14 protein-coding genes are annotated in these 16571 nt (G+C 47.7%); 6 read left to right on the forward strand and 8 right to left on the reverse strand.

Features of this window, described 5'->3' with window-relative positions; translation table 11 throughout:
* Positions 1-1351 (reverse strand): lamin tail domain-containing protein (locus Q0R37_RS10640; protein ID WP_294754289.1); only part of this gene is annotated, 1351 nt, incomplete at its 3' end.
* A gap of 445 nt (positions 1352-1796) precedes the next feature.
* Between Q0R37_RS10640 and Q0R37_RS10645 the strand changes: the two genes are divergently transcribed.
* Together Q0R37_RS10645 and Q0R37_RS10650 are read left to right on the forward strand one after the other, a co-directional pair.
* Complete coding sequence (locus tag Q0R37_RS10645) at positions 1797-2351, forward strand: RNA polymerase sigma factor (RefSeq protein WP_294754291.1); 555 nt, start codon at positions 1797-1799, stop codon at positions 2349-2351.
* Positions 2338-3651: a hypothetical protein gene (locus Q0R37_RS10650; RefSeq protein WP_294754293.1), complete on the forward strand. Its 1314-nt coding sequence runs from the start codon at positions 2338-2340 to the stop codon at positions 3649-3651. Before Q0R37_RS10645 ends, Q0R37_RS10650 begins: the two co-directional genes overlap by 14 nt.
* Positions 3652-4682: 1031 nt before the next feature.
* Here Q0R37_RS10650 and Q0R37_RS10655 read toward each other — a convergent pair.
* Together Q0R37_RS10655 and Q0R37_RS10660 are read right to left on the reverse strand one after the other, a co-directional pair.
* Entirely contained in the window at positions 4683-5084 is a 402-nt protein-coding gene (locus Q0R37_RS10655) for a hypothetical protein (RefSeq protein WP_294754295.1), read from the reverse strand.
* 157 nt (positions 5085-5241) lie between these two features.
* Positions 5242-6744: a DNA methylase gene (locus Q0R37_RS10660; protein WP_294754297.1), complete on the reverse strand. Its 1503-nt coding sequence runs from the start codon at positions 6742-6744 to the stop codon at positions 5242-5244.
* Positions 6745-7175: 431 nt separating this feature from the next.
* Between Q0R37_RS10660 and Q0R37_RS10665 the strand changes: the two genes are divergently transcribed.
* Positions 7176-8762, forward strand: a complete 1587-nt coding sequence (locus tag Q0R37_RS10665) for a hypothetical protein (protein WP_294754299.1) — start codon at positions 7176-7178, stop codon at positions 8760-8762.
* 54 nt (positions 8763-8816) lie between these two features.
* Here the strand turns inward: Q0R37_RS10665 and Q0R37_RS10670 are convergent, their stop codons facing one another.
* Both Q0R37_RS10670 and Q0R37_RS10675 read right to left on the reverse strand, forming a co-directional pair.
* Positions 8817-10040 (reverse strand): HAMP domain-containing sensor histidine kinase, encoded by a 1224-nt coding sequence (locus tag Q0R37_RS10670; RefSeq protein WP_294754301.1) that lies wholly within the window; start codon positions 10038-10040, stop codon positions 8817-8819.
* A complete protein-coding gene (locus Q0R37_RS10675) occupies positions 10025-10624 on the reverse strand; it encodes a response regulator transcription factor (protein ID WP_294754303.1) in 600 nt (199 codons plus the stop codon). The genes Q0R37_RS10670 and Q0R37_RS10675 overlap by 16 nt, the downstream gene beginning before the upstream one ends.
* Positions 10625-10761: 137 nt before the next feature.
* Between Q0R37_RS10675 and Q0R37_RS10680 the strand changes: the two genes are divergently transcribed.
* Both Q0R37_RS10680 and Q0R37_RS10685 read left to right on the forward strand, forming a co-directional pair.
* Complete coding sequence (locus Q0R37_RS10680; RefSeq protein ID WP_294754305.1) at positions 10762-11436, forward strand: ABC transporter ATP-binding protein; 675 nt, start codon at positions 10762-10764, stop codon at positions 11434-11436.
* 12 nt (positions 11437-11448) lie between these two features.
* Positions 11449-14208, forward strand: coding sequence for an ABC transporter permease (locus Q0R37_RS10685; RefSeq protein ID WP_294754307.1), 2760 nt, complete (start codon positions 11449-11451; stop codon positions 14206-14208).
* A gap of 434 nt (positions 14209-14642) precedes the next feature.
* Here the strand turns inward: Q0R37_RS10685 and Q0R37_RS10690 are convergent, their stop codons facing one another.
* On the reverse strand, positions 14643-15134 hold the full coding sequence (locus Q0R37_RS10690; protein ID WP_294754309.1) for a GNAT family N-acetyltransferase: 492 nt from the start codon (positions 15132-15134) through the stop codon (positions 14643-14645).
* A gap of 130 nt (positions 15135-15264) precedes the next feature.
* Here Q0R37_RS10690 and Q0R37_RS10695 point away from each other — a divergent pair, with 130 nt between their 5' ends.
* On the forward strand, positions 15265-15690 hold the full coding sequence (locus Q0R37_RS10695) for a hypothetical protein (RefSeq protein WP_294754311.1): 426 nt from the start codon (positions 15265-15267) through the stop codon (positions 15688-15690).
* A 43-nt stretch (positions 15691-15733) separates the two neighbouring features.
* Here Q0R37_RS10695 and Q0R37_RS10700 read toward each other — a convergent pair whose 3' ends face one another.
* Both Q0R37_RS10700 and Q0R37_RS10705 read right to left on the reverse strand, forming a co-directional pair.
* Entirely contained in the window at positions 15734-15961 is a 228-nt protein-coding gene (locus Q0R37_RS10700; RefSeq protein WP_294754313.1) for a hypothetical protein, read from the reverse strand.
* A gap of 287 nt (positions 15962-16248) precedes the next feature.
* Positions 16249-16571, reverse strand: a 323-nt coding sequence (locus Q0R37_RS10705; RefSeq protein WP_294754315.1) for a response regulator, incomplete at its 5' end; no start/stop codon positions are given.

Here is a 16571-nt window from a genome sequence, read left to right on the forward strand (position 1 = left end):
CTGCCTGCTGACCGCCGAAGCCGCCCCACTGCTGGGCACCGCCCTGAGCTGCGTCACCGCCTGCCTGCTGACCGCCGAAGTTGAAGCCGCCCTGCTGGCCGCCCATATTCCAGCCGCCCTGCTGAGCGCCGCCCTGCTGAACGTCCTCGTCAGCATTTACTGCCGGACCGCCTGCACCGCCGAGCTGTACATCGCCCATGTTCCAGTTACCCATGTTGAAACCGCCCTGAGCTGCGTCACCGTTCTGACCGCCCATGTTCCAGTTGCCCATATTGAAGCCGCCTGCGCCGCCCTGAGCTGCGTCGCCGCCCATGTTCCAGTTACCGCCGCCGAAGCCGCCCATGCCGCCGAAGCCCATGCCTCCGCCGCCTTCTTCGTATACCTTACCTGTTACATAGATGCCTTTTTCGTAATCGAAGAGGTTGTCGGGATCGGTAACCAGTGAGATGACCTTCATGTTCTTGTATTTGTCAACATTTGTTGATCCTACGAAGTATGTCTTTGTTACGACCGAGCTTGCTCTGCCCTGAGAGTCAACAGCGATAGCACGTACAACTGCTGCCTTGAGGACGCCCTCATCGGGAGCGAGGATATCTGTATAAGCCGAGATATCCGTTCTTGCGCTGAGCTTGTTGGGCTGGCTCGTCATGTCCTGAACTGTGATAGGACCTGTATATCTCTCGGAAGAGGTCGTAGGATCGCTTCCGTCAAGTGTATAGTAAACTGTTGTGCCCTGCGGAGCTTCAAGTGTGAGGGAGAAACTGCTGTTGTAGAAACCGCTTTCTGCGGAGAAGCCGGGAGTTCTTACTGCGTTTGACCCCTCGGGAGCTGCGTTTGCAGCATCGGGAGTTGTGGAAAGCACATAGAACTCGCCGCTGCCGTCGGGATACTGACCGTAGGAAGTATCCTTTGCCATATCATCAAATGTGATCTGTGAAGCTATATTTCCCGAAGCGTCTGTAAGTGTGAGGGTCTCACCGCTTGTGGAAAGTCCGAAAGGAGCTATAGCCGAATTTGTCTCGCCTGCTGTGCCGTCACAGAATACTATCTTTCTTCCGCCTGCCTGAATGGTAGTACCTGACGGGAATGTGAAGCGGTAAGGAGTATCAGCCTTGTCACTTATGCCCCAGCCGCTGATATCAACAGCGCTGCCCGAGCTGTTGTAAAGCTCGATCCAGTCATATGTGCCGCCGTCGGGAGCGGTATAGGTGGAATTTTTCGGACATACCTCATTGATAGTTACAGAGCTTGCTGCATACGCCTGTGTAACAGGGAAAAGTCCTGCTGTTCCGAGGAGCATTGCAAGGCTTACTATGCCTGAGGCTGTTCTTCTTGCTGATTTTTTGAACATAACGTATCCCTCCATAGTGATTTTTCATGTAATCTTAATATCGGACTCACAGAGTCCTCATACGTTTTTCATCTTGTGTACATGATACAAAAGCAATCTTAAAATAATCTTAAACTTGTCTTGATTTCCAAAAGTCCTGTTTTAAGGTAAAAAAAACGGACTATTTCACGTTATTTCGCAATTTCAGTATATCACCTTAGACAATCTCTGTCAACGAGAACAGCAAAAAATGCACATTTTCAGCAAAGATAGCAAGAAATGAAATGTTCCGAGGAGAAAATTTTATATCAAACGCCCCCGGAAATAATATAAATTCCCCTTGACTGTTATAAAATTTTAGGGTATTATTTAAATATGATTTCCTTATAAATTTAATGAGAGATTTCAGCCTCCCGCACGTCTAATAAGTGAGGGAGAGCATCCTGAGAAAAAAGGGGGGACGCTCATGGACAGCGGTTCTTTACTATACCGCCGTTACCTCGACGGTGATGACGAGGCTATGGTGGAGCTTATCCGCGTATATAAAGACGGACTTATACTCTATCTCAACGGCATAACAAGCAATCTGAGCCTTGCAGAAGAGCTCATGGAAGATACCTTCTTCAAGCTCGCTGCAAAAAAACCTCGTTTTTCAGGAAAAAGCTCCTTCAAAACATGGCTTTATACCATTGGGCGCAACGCAGCACTGGACGGTATGCGTAAAAGCTCCCGCATCTCCGATACTCCTCTCGAAGACCGCTATGATATTTCCGATGAGCGTGATATAGAACAGGATTATCTTCGCGAGGAACAAAAGATCTCACTACACAGGGCTATGGAGACTCTAAGCTCGGAATACAGACAGGTGCTGTATCTCACCTTTTTTGAGGAGCTGAGCAATGCCGAGGCTGCCGCTGTAATGAAAAAGAGCAGACGGCAGATAGAAAATCTCCTGTACAGAGCCAAGCTCGCGCTGAGATCAAAGCTTGAAAAGGAGGGCTTTGAGTATGAAAGACTATAAAGATGTAGCTAACAGTGTTTTTCAGCGCCGAGAAGAATACCTGAAAGAAAAGGAAAGAAAGAAGTCAATATTCGTAAGACGTTCCGCACTTGCAATGAGCTGCTGTCTCATGCTCGCAGTATGCTTCGGCATATGGCGCAACAGCAAGCTGAAGCCCGAGCTTCCGCCTCAGATAACAGATCCTGCCATAGTTACAGATATTGTTACCTCAGGCACAGCAGCAACCACTCTCACAACTTCATCCGACACTAAAACCACTGTATCAGCCACAGCTACAAAGAATACTACTGCAAAGGCGACTTCTGCGACCGCTTCTTCTCTTGCAGACACTGTTACAGCTTCACAGACAGGCAGCACAAGTATGGTACCTGCAGCTTCGGGATCACCGTCAGCTACGAGAACAGAGACGACTGCCCGTACATTAACGGAAAGAACAACATCCACACGAAATACGTCTCCGATAAACACAACAGCTTCCGAATTGCCGCCGCCTCCTCAGACAACTATGACAGTTCATGAAGATGTGACGACAAAGCCAAACTTAATCACGACTGCCCGATGGACAACTCCTGCCTATACATCTTCATTTATACGTACAACGACCACACGCGAAACAACTATACGTACAACAACTTCTGTGCGTACAAATACTGTACGTACAACGACAACTACACGTACAACAAGCACTTTTGCTCCGCGAACGACTACGACCTGCCGTGAGGATGTCACAGTCATAGCAACAACGACCGCAGGAACAACTTCTCCGTTCGATATGACGACATCTCTGCTTACAACGTCGATCACCCCGATCCCGACCACAACGCACCATGGGGCTGACACAACTGTCATCGCAACAACTACCACAAGAATGACGACTACGGTCAATACAACTACATTTACACGCACAACGACGACAACAACTACTACACTAACCACCACAACAACTACTGCATTAACAACAACCACTGCAACTGCGACACAGTTACAGCCCATTGATACAGAAACGACAACTGCAGCAGGAAATGTATTTTACGTAAACGATACCTGCTACACGCTGACAGGCGAGACCGCTCCCGATACGGACTACTCCGACGAAGATTGTATCTTCGAGGGAAGCGAACCTGTTCCGTACAAGGTCTACCCTTACGGCGATCAGGACATAAATTATATCTGTCTGATATCCACGGAGGACGGTGCACCGCGGTATGTAGCCATAAATCGCTCATACCCGCAGCAGAGACCAAAAAGCGAAGCAACAGATGTCTCTCCGCAGGATGTACGTACACCAAAAAAGATGTAATTACTTCCTGTAACATTTTGTGTCGGAACAACGCTTTTTACAATGTCGAATATCCCCGTATTTGCCGCAATATTTGGGCAGTACGGGGATTTTTTGCACAAGTTCTTCATTTTGTCCACCTAATATTTATTTTATCGGTTGTTATCAATTCATATATTATTTATAATAAAGATAAAGCAATAGCGGATTGCTTATAAGATGTCTGCAACTTGTGCGGGCAAGCGCATGGGATATTGAAATTTGGAGTGATAAAATTGAATAATGTCAGTAATGACAGACTTCTCCGCAGTTTTAGGGCGCTTGCCCGACTGCCTGCGGAAAAGTCTGTATTCAAGCAGATCAACTCTTAAGGACAATGGTGGGAACGTTCGGCTTTTGGAACTGTTACCCCTCCCATATACACAGATCCCGTAAAAACGGTCGGTGTTTCCACAAGTCCTTTGAGAGCTTTTTATTTCTGCCGAAGGGGCTTTCCCCTGAGCAGATATCCGCTTCGCAGGGAGCTTGCCGCGAAAAGCTCCGTGTGTACAGATATGCTTACCCTGAGAAGCTTCACGCACGCTTTCGGGAACGGGAGCGTTAAGGCTTCATTAACGGCGAGGCTTGGCATTTGCACAAAGACAGACGGCCCCTCTCCCGTCTGTCTTTGTCCTCGGCGGTTTTATCAGATTTAGGTTACAGAGACGCTTTATATAATATGCGGCAATATCATCCGATCTGCCGCAATACGTATCTCACCCGGGCGTTAAAGGTGAGAAAAAACAAGTCAACAGACCCGCAGGTGGGGAGCTCTGCACTTTTACTCCCCATCCCTGCATTCGGGTTTGCTGTTCCGCAAGTCCTGACGGGATAGCTCGGGACAAGCGGAAAATACAGTATCACTAAGAGATCGTGCCAAACACTTTACAAAGACTATAGGCGGTCTTTGTGATATATTGCTGTTAATTCCTTTTCTGCTATCCTTCCTTTTTGTAAGAGGGCAAATCAGAACAGTCTTATCTCCTTGGGCGGTGATAGGGCTGTTTGCTCTTTTACAGGGAGATACCCACTATGTCACGGAGAGGTATGCGAAGTCCGCCGCAGAACACCATCTGCCCCGTGGCTTCCTCGATAAATCTGACGTTCCCCGACACGGTAACGTACTTCCCGCCGCTCTTATGCTTGTCGGGAACGAAATATGTGACCCTGCAATAAGGCTCCGAGGCGATACGTGCGCCGAGAAGCCTTATTTTTTCGTCCAGCTCCGCAGCGTCGTCCTCGCAGAGCTCGGCTTTGGCGTCCGTATGCCTTGCCGTTTCGTCAAGAGCGTCCTCGTAGCCCGTAAGAGCCGCAAAGGGCGCGAACTGCGCCGCACGGTTGTATCTCGGCATCTGCGGTCTGCTCTGCGAGACATGATGCGGCATATTGATTATATCATCATACTGCTCCGACATGGCGAAGCCTCCTTTCGCAGATGGATATGCAGTGGCTGATGCCCGCATCGCCCTCTGCATATGGTCATTCATAATTCATGTATCATTCGCGGGCGCACACTGTGCGCCCCTACAAGCTGACGGCTAATAGCTGACAGCTCGGCGCAAAAGCGCCGCACTACGCCCTGTGTCCGCCTATCTGCTGATTTCGTGAACGGGCAGTAGCTCCCTCGCAGAGATTTGTCCCGCGGAGCACCGCGTTTTTTCCATAGCGCTCCTTCATTCTCAGCATGGCAAGCTGCAGGCTGTTCTCACGGCGCAGCTCCTCTTTTTCCGCATTGCGGCGGCGCTCCTCTTCCTCAAAGTCGGTAAAGAAGTCCAGCTGCCGAATTTCCTCGCGGACGGACTTTGCGGGAACTATCCTGTTGGCGCAGACAGTCAGCCTGCGTACCAGCAGCAGGTCGTCTGCGATACGGTCGAAAAGCTCCATAGCCGCTTCGGTGATGAGCCTTGACGACGATACGGGAGCTTTCAGGTTTACTGTCCCGTGGGAATGTACGGGAACAGGTCTGCCGTAATGATCGAGCCTTACCTCCCCAGTATATCGCTCCATGATATAGCTCCTGCGGAGATTTTCCACGTCATAGCCTATTGTCAGGGTGAGCTGATCCGTTACCATGCCCTTCCCCGCAAGCTCAAGGGAAAGCGCGTCTGCCATTTCCCATGCTATGAGCCTTACGGTATGGCAGGGCGTCGCCTCCTGCAATACCTGCCCCGAGCTTATGCTGTTAGTCTCGGGGCGGTAGCTTTTTATATCCGCTATAGTGCAGGGCTCCCAGCCCCACGCATGGTCTATGAGGAGCTCTGCGTTGACGCCGAACATCCTGTACAAAGCCTTCTCTCCGAACTCCGAGGCGGACATACGAGCGATATCCCCCATAGTGAATATGCCGCAGTGCTCAAGCCTGTCCGCATAGCCCCGCCCCACACGCCAGAAGTCCGTAAGAGGGCGGTGCTCCCACATAAGGCGGCGGTACGACATCTCGTCCAGCTCCGCGATACGCACGCCGTTCTCGTCTGCGGGCATTTTCTTCGCAACTATATCCATAGCGATCTTGCACAGGTAAAGATTGGTGCCTATGCCTGCGGTGGCGGTTATATTGGTATTTTTCAGCACGTCCCTTATAATTGTCATGGCAAGCTCCCGCGCAGTCATGCCGTAGGTCTCAAGGTAAGCCGTAGCGTCGATGAATACCTCGTCTATGGAATACACATGGATATCCTCGGGAGCTATATATTTCAGGTAGATCTGATATATCCTTGTGCTGTATTCGATATACAGCGCCATTCTCGGCACTGCCACGATGTAGGAGAGCTTCAGCGAAGGATCGGCGTTCAGCTCGCTCGCCTTGCACGACTCGCCCCTAAATCGTCTGTGCGGAGCTCTGTATCTTCTCTCCGCGTTGACCTCTTCCGCTTTGGCGACCACCTCAAAAAGCCGCGGTCTTCCTGGGATGCCCACAGCCTTCAGCGACGGTGATACCGCAAGACATATGGTCTTTTCGGTGCGGCTCTCGTCAGCCACAACAAGATTCGTATCCAGCGGATCGAGCCCCTTTTCGGCACATTCCACGGAAGCGTAAAACGATTTAAGATCAATGGCAATATATATTTTTCCCATAGCTGCCTCCTATCGAACATCTGTTCTGTTTATATTATACTACTCCTGCTTCTCCCTGTCAAGTCATTTCAAAAAGAAAATTTGTTCCTTTTTCAGCTTTTTATCCAGGCTGTAATACCCGCCATTTATCGCGCAAAACCATTGCTGATTTATATATGTAACAAGAAAGTCTTCTTTTCATTGGCTATTTTTTACAAAAAATTACGGATTAGCTATCTTAATCAGTTGCATAAGATTAATTGACAGTTTTCACAATAGATGATATAATTTTAATATGGGGACTAAAACATATCAGACAGCCGAAAATGGCTGTCTTTCGCACAAATATTATATCAAAGGCATCACACACAGCAATTTTCAAAGCGTATACCGAAAAGCAGATATTACAAAACGTATAGTTCCTGACAAATTTATTAGGGAGATGTGTAAACATGAATCAGGATTCTATATCCTTCGATCTTGGCTGTAACTTCGATTACAAGCTGTTCGATTTCGTCGATCAGTATGACAAGAAGCACGCCATCACGAGCTTTTTCGGAAAGCTCAAGCACGACGGTCTTCCGGGAGGCCGTACAGCTTCCATCATTCCTGACTTTACAATGGATCAGCTCGCTGATTACGTTAAGGAATGCCAGAAGCGCGACATCACGTTCAATTACCTTATCAATCCTCTTTCAATGGATCAGAATGAGCTCGATCCTGATATGGGTAAGAAGATCCGTAATTTTATCCACACTATGTACGATATGGGCATCAAGGCTTTCACGCTCAATTCCCCTATCCTTATAAAGTACGTAAAGAGAGAGTTCAAGGATGCTTTCGTAACTCTCGGTCTCTACGCTTACCCCACAACTATCCAGCACATCGAGTACTGGCGCAACTGGGGCGTTGACGAGATCACTCTCGACCACGGCTTCAACAGAAGATTCGATCTTCTCAGACAGCTCCTCACACAGTACAAGGACACAGACCTTCATCTCCGTGTCATCGCTAACAATCTGTGCCTGAGAGAATGTCCCTTCCGTCTTGCACACGGCTGCTTCGTAGGCCACTCAGACCCTGAAAAGTTCTCTATGGACTATTCACTGGTAAACTGTGCATACAAGAAGGTAACACATCCTGCTGCTATACTTACAGCTGAATTCATACGTCCCGAGGACGTTCACTACTACAGAGAGCTCGCTGAGGAGACAGGCAACAAGCACTTCTCCATCAAGCTCATCGACAGAACAAGAACAACAGATTTCCTTCACAATGTAGTAAAGGGCTATATGGAAGAGTCCTACGACGGAAATCTTCTTGATATCGTAAACTGGCCGCGCGCTAAGACTATCGCTACACGTCCCGACCAGACAGATCCAAACTCAGCTGCTGCACAGCCGCAGGCAGCTCCCGCAGGTGCAGCTCCAATGGGTATGCCCGCAGGCGGCCCTCCTCCGTGGGTTATGGAAGGCAGACCTCCGAGACCGGGTGAGCCTGAGGAATGGGCAAAGGCACACGGTATCACAGCTCCTCCCGCAGGTATGCCTCCTATGGGCGCAGGCGGCCCTCCAATGGGTATGCCAGCAGGCGGTCCTCCTCCGTGGGTAATGGAAGGCAGACCTCCAAGACCCGGCGAGCCTGAAGAGTGGGCAAAGGCACACGGCATCACAGCTCCTCCCGCAGGTATGCCTGCAGGCGGTCCTCCTCCAGGAGTTCCTCTTATGAGATGGGCTGACAGACTCAAGCCCGAGGCTATGATGAGATACGGAAGAACTATGCATCTTCCCAAGATCTACGTTGACAACAAGAAGCTCGACGGCTTCCTTGAGCACTTCATCAATAACAATAACTGCTCAAAGTCACTCTGTGTAAACGATATCCTCGAAGAGGGTCAGACAGCTCCCAACGCTTGTGCACACTGCAGCACATGGGCTAAGAAGGTCATCTCCTACGACGAGGCTGAGGTAGCACAGTGGAAGGAACTCTGTTCAGGTGTACTCCAGAGCATCGAGGAAGGTTCTATCTATAAAGACTGATTTTTGTACATACGGAAAAAGCTGTACTGCATTCAATGCGGTACAGCTTTTTATTTATTTTCTGTTTTTATTGCCCGTCAAAAGGAATACGAACTCAAAACGCGTCCCCTTTCCTATCTCCGAATATACGAATATCTCACCGCCGTGAGCGCGGACTATCTTCTGAGCGATAGACATTCCCAGCCCTGAGCTGTACATGGAAGTATCACGGGTCCTCGATGAAAAGCGCTCGAAGAGCTTTGGTATCTCCTCCTGCGGGATACCCTTTCCGTTGTCTGAGACCGCAAGAGTGGTCATAACGGGATTTTTCGTAAGCTCGGCAGTTATCTCCGTACACTCCGAATGGTCTGCGGAGTTCTTGATGATATTCTCTATGGCCTCGCAAAGCCAGCCCTTGTCGCACATTATCCTTATATCGTCGGGAAGCTCTGAGCTGACCGATATGCCCTTCCGCCTCAGGAGCGGCGATATGCGCTTTACCGCAAGGGCAAACACATCCGATACGCTCAGCAGCTCCATGTTGTATTCCACGGTATTTGTGTCGAGCTTTGCGAGCTTTATTGCTTCGATAACAAGGTTTTCCATGCCGTCGAGGTTGAGCTGTATCTCGTCCGAGAGCTTGTCACGCTGCTCAGCAGGGAGGTCCTCAAGCTCGCTGAGCATATCCGTATTAAGCCGTACTACTGCAAGAGAGGTCTTTATCTGATGTGAGAGATCGGTCAGGAAATTCCTCAGGAATTCCTGTTCGCTGCTCAGCTTGAGACTTGTGTTCCTCATGCACTCCACCAGCTTTTCCGCGCTTTCGCATAAGCTATGGACAGTTCCGAGATCCTCGCCGTAAAGAGTTATGGCCTTTTCCGTATCGTAAGCCGCGTCAAGGCAATCCTTACGCAGCTTTTCAAGGTCGCTGAACACTGCCATGACCTCACGCTCCGAAAGGACGAACCACAAAAAGGATACTCCCGCCATAAAGCCGAAAAGCACCGAAAAAATCGTATGCTTCACCTTTCCGTAGCTGTGCATCGCCGCAGGGGGAATGTCCCTTGATATGCTGTATTTCCCGAGCTTTGCCTCGCCCTCTGCCACAGCTTCTTCATCGGGAGCTCCCGTGAATTTTCCGCCGCCTGCAACGGAAAGCTCCGCTTTTATCTGCTCTCTGACGATGATATCGGCACATTTTTCAGCCGTGAAATGTGCCGCGGCAGCCGACAGCGCAAGCATTATCAGGAATATGAGAAGAAGTCTCCTCGGAGCACGGTTGCTTATAAATCTGTCCATTTATAGCCCATTCCTCTCTTTGTCACTATCCTGCCGCAGCCTGCCGACCTGCTGAGCTTTTCGCGCAGACGGCTTATATTGACGGAAAGAGTGTTGTCGTTCACGAATATTCCTTTTGAGTCCCAGAGGTATTCCAGTATCTGATCGCGGGTGAGATACTGCTCGCGGTTCATCATAAGATAGCTGAGGAGCTTCTGCTCCACGGCTGTCAGCTCCATTTCGGGAACATCGGGTATACGCCTCAGATTGGCACGTATGCGCGAAAACAGCTCTCTCAGGCGGAAGGGCTTAGTTATATAGTCGTCGCCGCCGCTGTCGAGTCCGCGTACTATATCGCCTTCGTCGTCGCAGGAGGTGAGGAAAATAACGGGAGTCTGTATCGTTTTTCTAAGCTTTTTGCAAAGCTCTATACCGTTCCCGTCGGGCAGCAGGATATCAAGTATGATAAGGTCTGCATGAGGAGCTGCGGCTTCCGCAGCAGCTGCTGTACGGACTGCCGTTACCCTGTATCCCTCGGTCTCAAGGGCGAGCCTTATGTTATTGTTCAGAGTCTCATCGTCCTCTGCAAGGAGTATCGTGTTCATAGTTCACCTCTGCCTTTTTTTCTTATTTTAACATACAGCATAAAAAAATGCAACTGTCAGAAAAATTTCGTATTTGTAATGTTACTGTAAGATTAGTGGATTATACTATAGTAAACTAAGGAACGGAGGTCTGCTCTATGGACAACAATATCATCATAAAAACAGAAAAACTTACCAAACAGTACGGTGAGGGCGAGGATATGATATACGCTCTCAACAACGTCGACCTTGAAGTGCACAAAGGCGAATTCATCGCCGTCACAGGCGAGAGCGGCAGCGGCAAGACCACCCTGCTCAACTGCCTCGGCTCTCTCGACCGCCCCACAAGCGGCAAGATAACCGCCTGCGGCAGAGAGCTGACCGAACTTGACGACAAGGGGCTCTCGGCTTACCGCCGAAAGAATATCGGCTTTATTTTCCAGTCCTACAACCTTATCCCAGTGCTAAACGTGGAGGAAAATATAGTCCTCCCCCTCAACCTTGACAACACCTCTCCCGATATGAACTTCCTCAATGAGCTCCTTGAGCTTACGGGACTTGACAAAAAACGTCTCAACTTCCCTCACGAGCTCTCGGGCGGTCAGCAGCAGCGTGTAGCCTTTGCAAGGGCGCTCATACACAAGCCGCAGATAATCCTTGCCGATGAGCCTACGGGAAATCTCGACAGCAAAAACAGCCGCGAGATAATCTCCATACTCAAAAGCTCCATAAAGAAGTACGCTCAGACGCTTATACTCATCACCCATGACGGAAGTATCGCATCACAGGCAGACCGCATCTGCCGCATATCAGACGGTGTGCTTTCCGAATAAGGAGGTGCGGACATGAAACATCTTATATCACTTTCCTTCAAGTACATACGCAGGCAAAAGCTCCGCACGTTTCTCACCTTCATGTGCATAATGCTCTCGGCGTTCATACTGTCCACAGTATGCGTTTACGGCAGCAGCATTTACACTACCGGCTACAATTACGCCGCTGACGAGAGAGGTCTGTGGGAGCTTGAGATAAGCCCATGGACAGGCAATGACGAAAAAGCCATTGAAACTGCCAAGAACCATGCCGTTGTGTCTGATTATTACCTGTCAAGATTCGAGGAAATACACTTCAGCGGCGCTTTCACCGAAAGCGGTCAGGGCCGCCTCGGCAGATTCAAAATATCTGACGGTAAGAATTCCTATACCACAGGCTCGCTTTCTGTCAACAAACGCGAAGGAAATACCGATCTTCTGCCAAGTCGTGACAGACAACATAATAAGGTATATAAAGAAGAGGGAGCTATAGTGCCCTATATTTTTCGGAATATGGGCTATTCCGAAGGCGATACGCTTAACCTGACCATTACTCCCTTCACCGCAGTCTACGATGAGACCTCGGATATAATGAAGGAGATACGCGCCGAACTCAAGGAACAGAACGGCACTGTATTAACACCGGGTGAAAAGGGCTTTGACGACCTTCCGAAGGATATAAAGAAAAAGGCACGGAACAGCAATATCAGTGCCATGCTCCAGGAAAAAGGCGTTTCCTTGCAGGATACCCCACTGGCGGATATACAGTACGGCGAACCTCTGGAAATATCGGTCAATATTTCGGGATTTACGCAAAGAACACCATTAGACGGATATGAATATTACTTCTCAATTACAAACGGCACTAAAACCAATATCAGCTTAACGGATATACTGAACGACAATCCAGAACTGGCTTACGGAGGCAATTCATTACTTTACATTCGTCTTATTGACAATTTCGACTACGATGAAGCACTTAAAATGCTCTTTACAGACCTCGGCTATGATTATTCCACGAAATTCTATGAAATGCCCGTGGAGACCAACGAGCTTCTCCTTGCTCTCGAACTGAAGAGCGCTTATGCAGTATACAAGGTGATGTTCATTATCATCGTGCCTGCACTGCTTGTACTTCTTATAGCGTGGTTCATATCAAGATTTGTTATCGACAATACCTTTGAAATGGCTGTACAGGAAAGGAGCACCCACTTTGCGGCTCTCCGCATCATAGGAGCTTCAAAGCTTCAGATTGCGGCTGTAGTATTCATAGAAGCGATTTTCTACTGCCTCACAGCTGTTCCGCTGGGTGTAATATCGGCTGTGCTCCTCTGCAAAGCCTCCTTCACCGCATTCAGAAGGAGCGGACTTGATATGTTCGAGTTCTCGGCAAAGCCCTCCTTCATATTCCTCGCCGCATTCCTCGTGGTGATAGCAATATTCATATCAGCCTATACCTCGGCTATGTGGGCGGCACGAAAGCTCTCACCCGCGGAGGCTCTCAACTTCGGCAAGCCGAGAAGCAGCAGGCGTAAGCTACACAAAAGGAAGTCAAAGCTTTATCTCAGCGCGAAGAAGTTCCTCAGCAGATACACAAGGAAGAATATCGGCGTCGCAAAGGGACGATTTGTTATATCGACCATAACAATGGCTCTCGGAGTCCTCATGTTCACTATGACCTCGCTGATACTGCTGCTGGCGTACTCTGAATTCAATAAAGTAAAGAACAAAATTGAAATGGTTGACTTTCAGGTGTTTGAGTTTGCAAGCAGCGATCCTGAATCAGACGCAGACAAGTACTTCGATGATCCCGAAATATTCTCGAATTATAAATTATATGGACATAATAATTACAATCTCAGCACAAAAGAAGGCTCTGACAGGCTCGCCGCTGAAAAGCTCAGTACAGGCAATCGCAAATCCGCAAGCAGCTGCTTCCTGCACGCAGTAGATGAAAACGGGTACAAGGAGCTTGAACTTGATACCATTACAGGCATGAGCTATCAGGAATTTGAGGACAGGGACGAAGCTTTTTATAACAACTGTGTTTACGGCGCACCTGATGAAATGGAATATATTGCCGACTATACACCAAAGGAGAAATACGAACGCTCCTACACTGCTCTGAAAAAGGGCTGTGACCTCTTTACCGTAAACAATGAAAGCTTCCATATAACAGGTATCGTCGTGTCCGAGGATACACAGTATGCTATTATAATACCGCTGAAAAAAGCCGTGGATTACGGTATGCGCTATAATATTGATCTCACTGTGAACGGCATAGAAAACTACGATGCAGCTCTTGAGCGTTTTGAAGATTTCAAGGACAACGAAAACTACTCCTACGCATATAACGAGTTCACGTACAACACGGGACGCTTTTCATTCATAGGCGCTATAGCAAAGACAGTTCTCATATTCCTCGTTTCCATATGGCTTGTGGGAATACTCTCAATGATAAACTCCGTAAATACCAGCGTTCTTAACAGGAGCCGCGAGCTCATGATGCTCAGGAGCGTGGGTATGACAAGGAAACAGCTCCGCAGGAGCGTACTCCTCGAAACCGTTATGTTCTCCGCAACTGCGGCTGTATCGGGAACTATCATCGGCGTTGCGGCATTCATTATAACGTTCGGCGTCGACGAATTACGCAAACCGACAGCACTGACGGTCATTCTGCCTGTGGTGATCGCATCTCTCGCGCTTAATATAATCATAGCACTTCTGTCGGCTCTTCCCGCAATAAGGAGTCTCGGCAGAGTGGAATCCATTGCACAGGCTGCAAACGAATAAAAATAAAAAGTGCAGCTCATAAGAGCTGCACTTTTTGATTGCGAGCAAAGGAAAGCAATATAGTTAAGGGGGGATAAGTATATGATATGTTTAAGTTAAAACTCGTAGTTCAATAATAAATAATGAAGTATGATTAGGAAATGATATTTAAAAAAGGAAAGTTATGTTTTGTTGGAAACTCATTATTTAAAAAACGTACAAATAATAACTATATTGCTGCCTTCATAGCTGCCCATCACAAGCAACTGACATTATATTACCATAGGTCCCTTGAAATTTCAAGACCTTTTGCGTAAACTGCATTTTTTCTGCGTGAACTGTGGTTTTTTGTTAACAGATTATGAATAATCATTGGCTATTCTACCACCTGTATACAGCAGCCATTATCATCTGTATAATAGCTCCCCCGCAGCTGCTTCACTATAAATATCATCTCATATTTCAAGCAGATACATTACCTCGCGGACAGCCCTGCCGCCGATATTGTCGTCCATGTATTCAGCCGTGCCCCTGAAACCATGCTTCTCATAAAAGCGTCTTGCACGGGTATTCTCCTCAAGCACCCATAACAGTATACGGCTGTAGCCCTGAGCTTTGAGCTCAGATATACAGCGCTCCATGAGAGCAGAACCTACTCCTTTGCCAATATATTCGGGCAGAAGATATATAGTGACGATCTCGCCGTATTCCCTGAACTTTTCCCATCGTGAAGCGCCGAAGCTTGCAGTACCGACTATCCTGCCCCTTTCAAAAGCACCTATCTCTGTCCTGCCGTTCTCAGTGATATTTCCACCCCATTTATCCTTCGGGCGGCTTTCTATCCACTCCATAGGGATAATATCCCTGTAGGCGAACTTCCAGCTTCTGTAGTAAAGCTCCCTGATCGACGGAAAATCGTCATTTTTCATGATCTGTCTTATTTCCATGATACCACCTGCCAGATTATAGTAGACTTAATTGTAGCATATAAAAAACTGCAAGTCAACACTTTGTACTTGATTTTTTAATATATTTATGATATTATGAGGATAAGGAACTGAGAAAGGGGCGGTGAAAATGGGAAAATCCTACAGGTACAGATGCGAAGAATGCGGCTACGAAGAGGAGTTCTTCGTCGGCGGCAGCTATATGGCAAAAAACTACAACAGGCGCGTTGAGGAAGCCGAGGAGGAACTCAGAAGCGCCGCCCTGTACGGTAAATTCGGCGAAACTATCCAGCATATGATGAAATACGAGCGTGAAAAGGTCTATATAAACTGCGATACAGATCTGTATCAGTGTATGGACTGCCGCAGCTTCTCTGTCCAGATGGCAAAGGAGCTTTCCCTCAATAACAGCGATTTCACCCTTTCGGTGGAGTTCAGACACGAATGTCCCTCATGCCGTTCAACGCTTATGAGAAAAAGCCGCGGCTCAATAACCTTCTGTCCACAGTGCAAACGGTTTACAGCACAGCTGGTAAGTATGGGAAAATTTGACTAAACCAATGGCGTCTGCGAGTGCAGACGCCTTTTTGTATCGACTTTTAAGAATTATTTTCCTCATCTGTTTCATCCATACCCGAATTTCGACTGATCCGCTCTTTAAAAGCCTGCAATATCAGATATTTGGCCTCTTCCATAACATCAATGCCATTGCTCTCAGGTTTAAATTTTATAGTCACATCACATCCGTTTGCCTTGGTGATTATCATTGGTCCGTCGGGTGAGTCAATAACCTTGAACCTATTATTTTTATCGTTGCTGTCAGTCATAATATGCCTCCTGTATCTCACGCAATTCAATATAACAAAAAGCGCCTGCTGATGCAGACGCTCTTTTGGCTCCCCCTGCCCGGCTCGAACGGGCGACAACTCGGTTAACAGCCGAGTGCTCTACCAGTGTAAGTGTTTTATACCCAAAAGTGTCAAATCTTCACTTAATTCTGAATATTTGATTAATGCAATTATATCATAAATAAAGCATAATTTCAAGACCAATTTTTTAGATTAGAATCAAGATGAATAACAATGATTATTTACAACAAAAGATAAAACACACTTTATATCAAAAGTTCAATAAGTGTCTTTCTGATCTGTCCGATATCATACGGTTTTGCAAGATGGCCGTTCATTCCAACAGACAAAGCAAGTTTTTTATCTTCCTCAAACGCATTTGCAGTTACAGCAACTATAGGAATATCAGCTTTTCCCTCATCCTTTAGCGAACGTATTCTTTTTGCCGCTTCATAGCCATCTATAACAGGCATTTGTATATCCATAAGAACAATAGAATAATGCCCTGCATCAGCTTCTGTGATCTTTCTGACAGCACTTTCTCCGTTTTCGGCAATATCAACTGTCAAGCCCATTTCTTCAAGAATTG

Origin of the sequence: uncultured Ruminococcus sp. (assembly GCF_946415235.1) — a bacterium.
Lineage (GTDB): Bacteria > Bacillota > Clostridia > Oscillospirales > Ruminococcaceae > Ruminococcus.

Bases quoted from the DNA above. Each gene is read 5' to 3' on its own strand.
- Q0R37_RS10675 (WP_294754303.1), bottom strand. From the start codon at position 10,624: ATGAACACGATACTCCTTGCAGAGGACGATGAGACTCTGAACAATAAC.
- Q0R37_RS10690 (WP_294754309.1), bottom strand. From the start codon at position 15,134: ATGGAAATAAGACAGATCATGAAAAATGACGATTTTCCGTCGATCAGG.
- Q0R37_RS10670 (WP_294754301.1), bottom strand. From the start codon at position 10,040: ATGGACAGATTTATAAGCAACCGTGCTCCGAGGAGACTTCTTCTCATA.
- Q0R37_RS10645 (WP_294754291.1), top strand. From the start codon at position 1,797: ATGGACAGCGGTTCTTTACTATACCGCCGTTACCTCGACGGTGATGAC.
- Q0R37_RS10700 (WP_294754313.1), bottom strand. From the start codon at position 15,961: ATGACTGACAGCAACGATAAAAATAATAGGTTCAAGGTTATTGACTCA.
- Q0R37_RS10680 (WP_294754305.1), top strand. From the start codon at position 10,762: ATGGACAACAATATCATCATAAAAACAGAAAAACTTACCAAACAGTAC.
- Q0R37_RS10665 (WP_294754299.1), top strand. From the start codon at position 7,176: ATGAATCAGGATTCTATATCCTTCGATCTTGGCTGTAACTTCGATTAC.
- Q0R37_RS10650 (WP_294754293.1), top strand. From the start codon at position 2,338: ATGAAAGACTATAAAGATGTAGCTAACAGTGTTTTTCAGCGCCGAGAA.
- Q0R37_RS10685 (WP_294754307.1), top strand. From the start codon at position 11,449: ATGAAACATCTTATATCACTTTCCTTCAAGTACATACGCAGGCAAAAG.
- Q0R37_RS10695 (WP_294754311.1), top strand. From the start codon at position 15,265: ATGGGAAAATCCTACAGGTACAGATGCGAAGAATGCGGCTACGAAGAG.
- Q0R37_RS10660 (WP_294754297.1), bottom strand. From the start codon at position 6,744: ATGGGAAAAATATATATTGCCATTGATCTTAAATCGTTTTACGCTTCC.
- Q0R37_RS10655 (WP_294754295.1), bottom strand. From the start codon at position 5,084: ATGTCGGAGCAGTATGATGATATAATCAATATGCCGCATCATGTCTCG.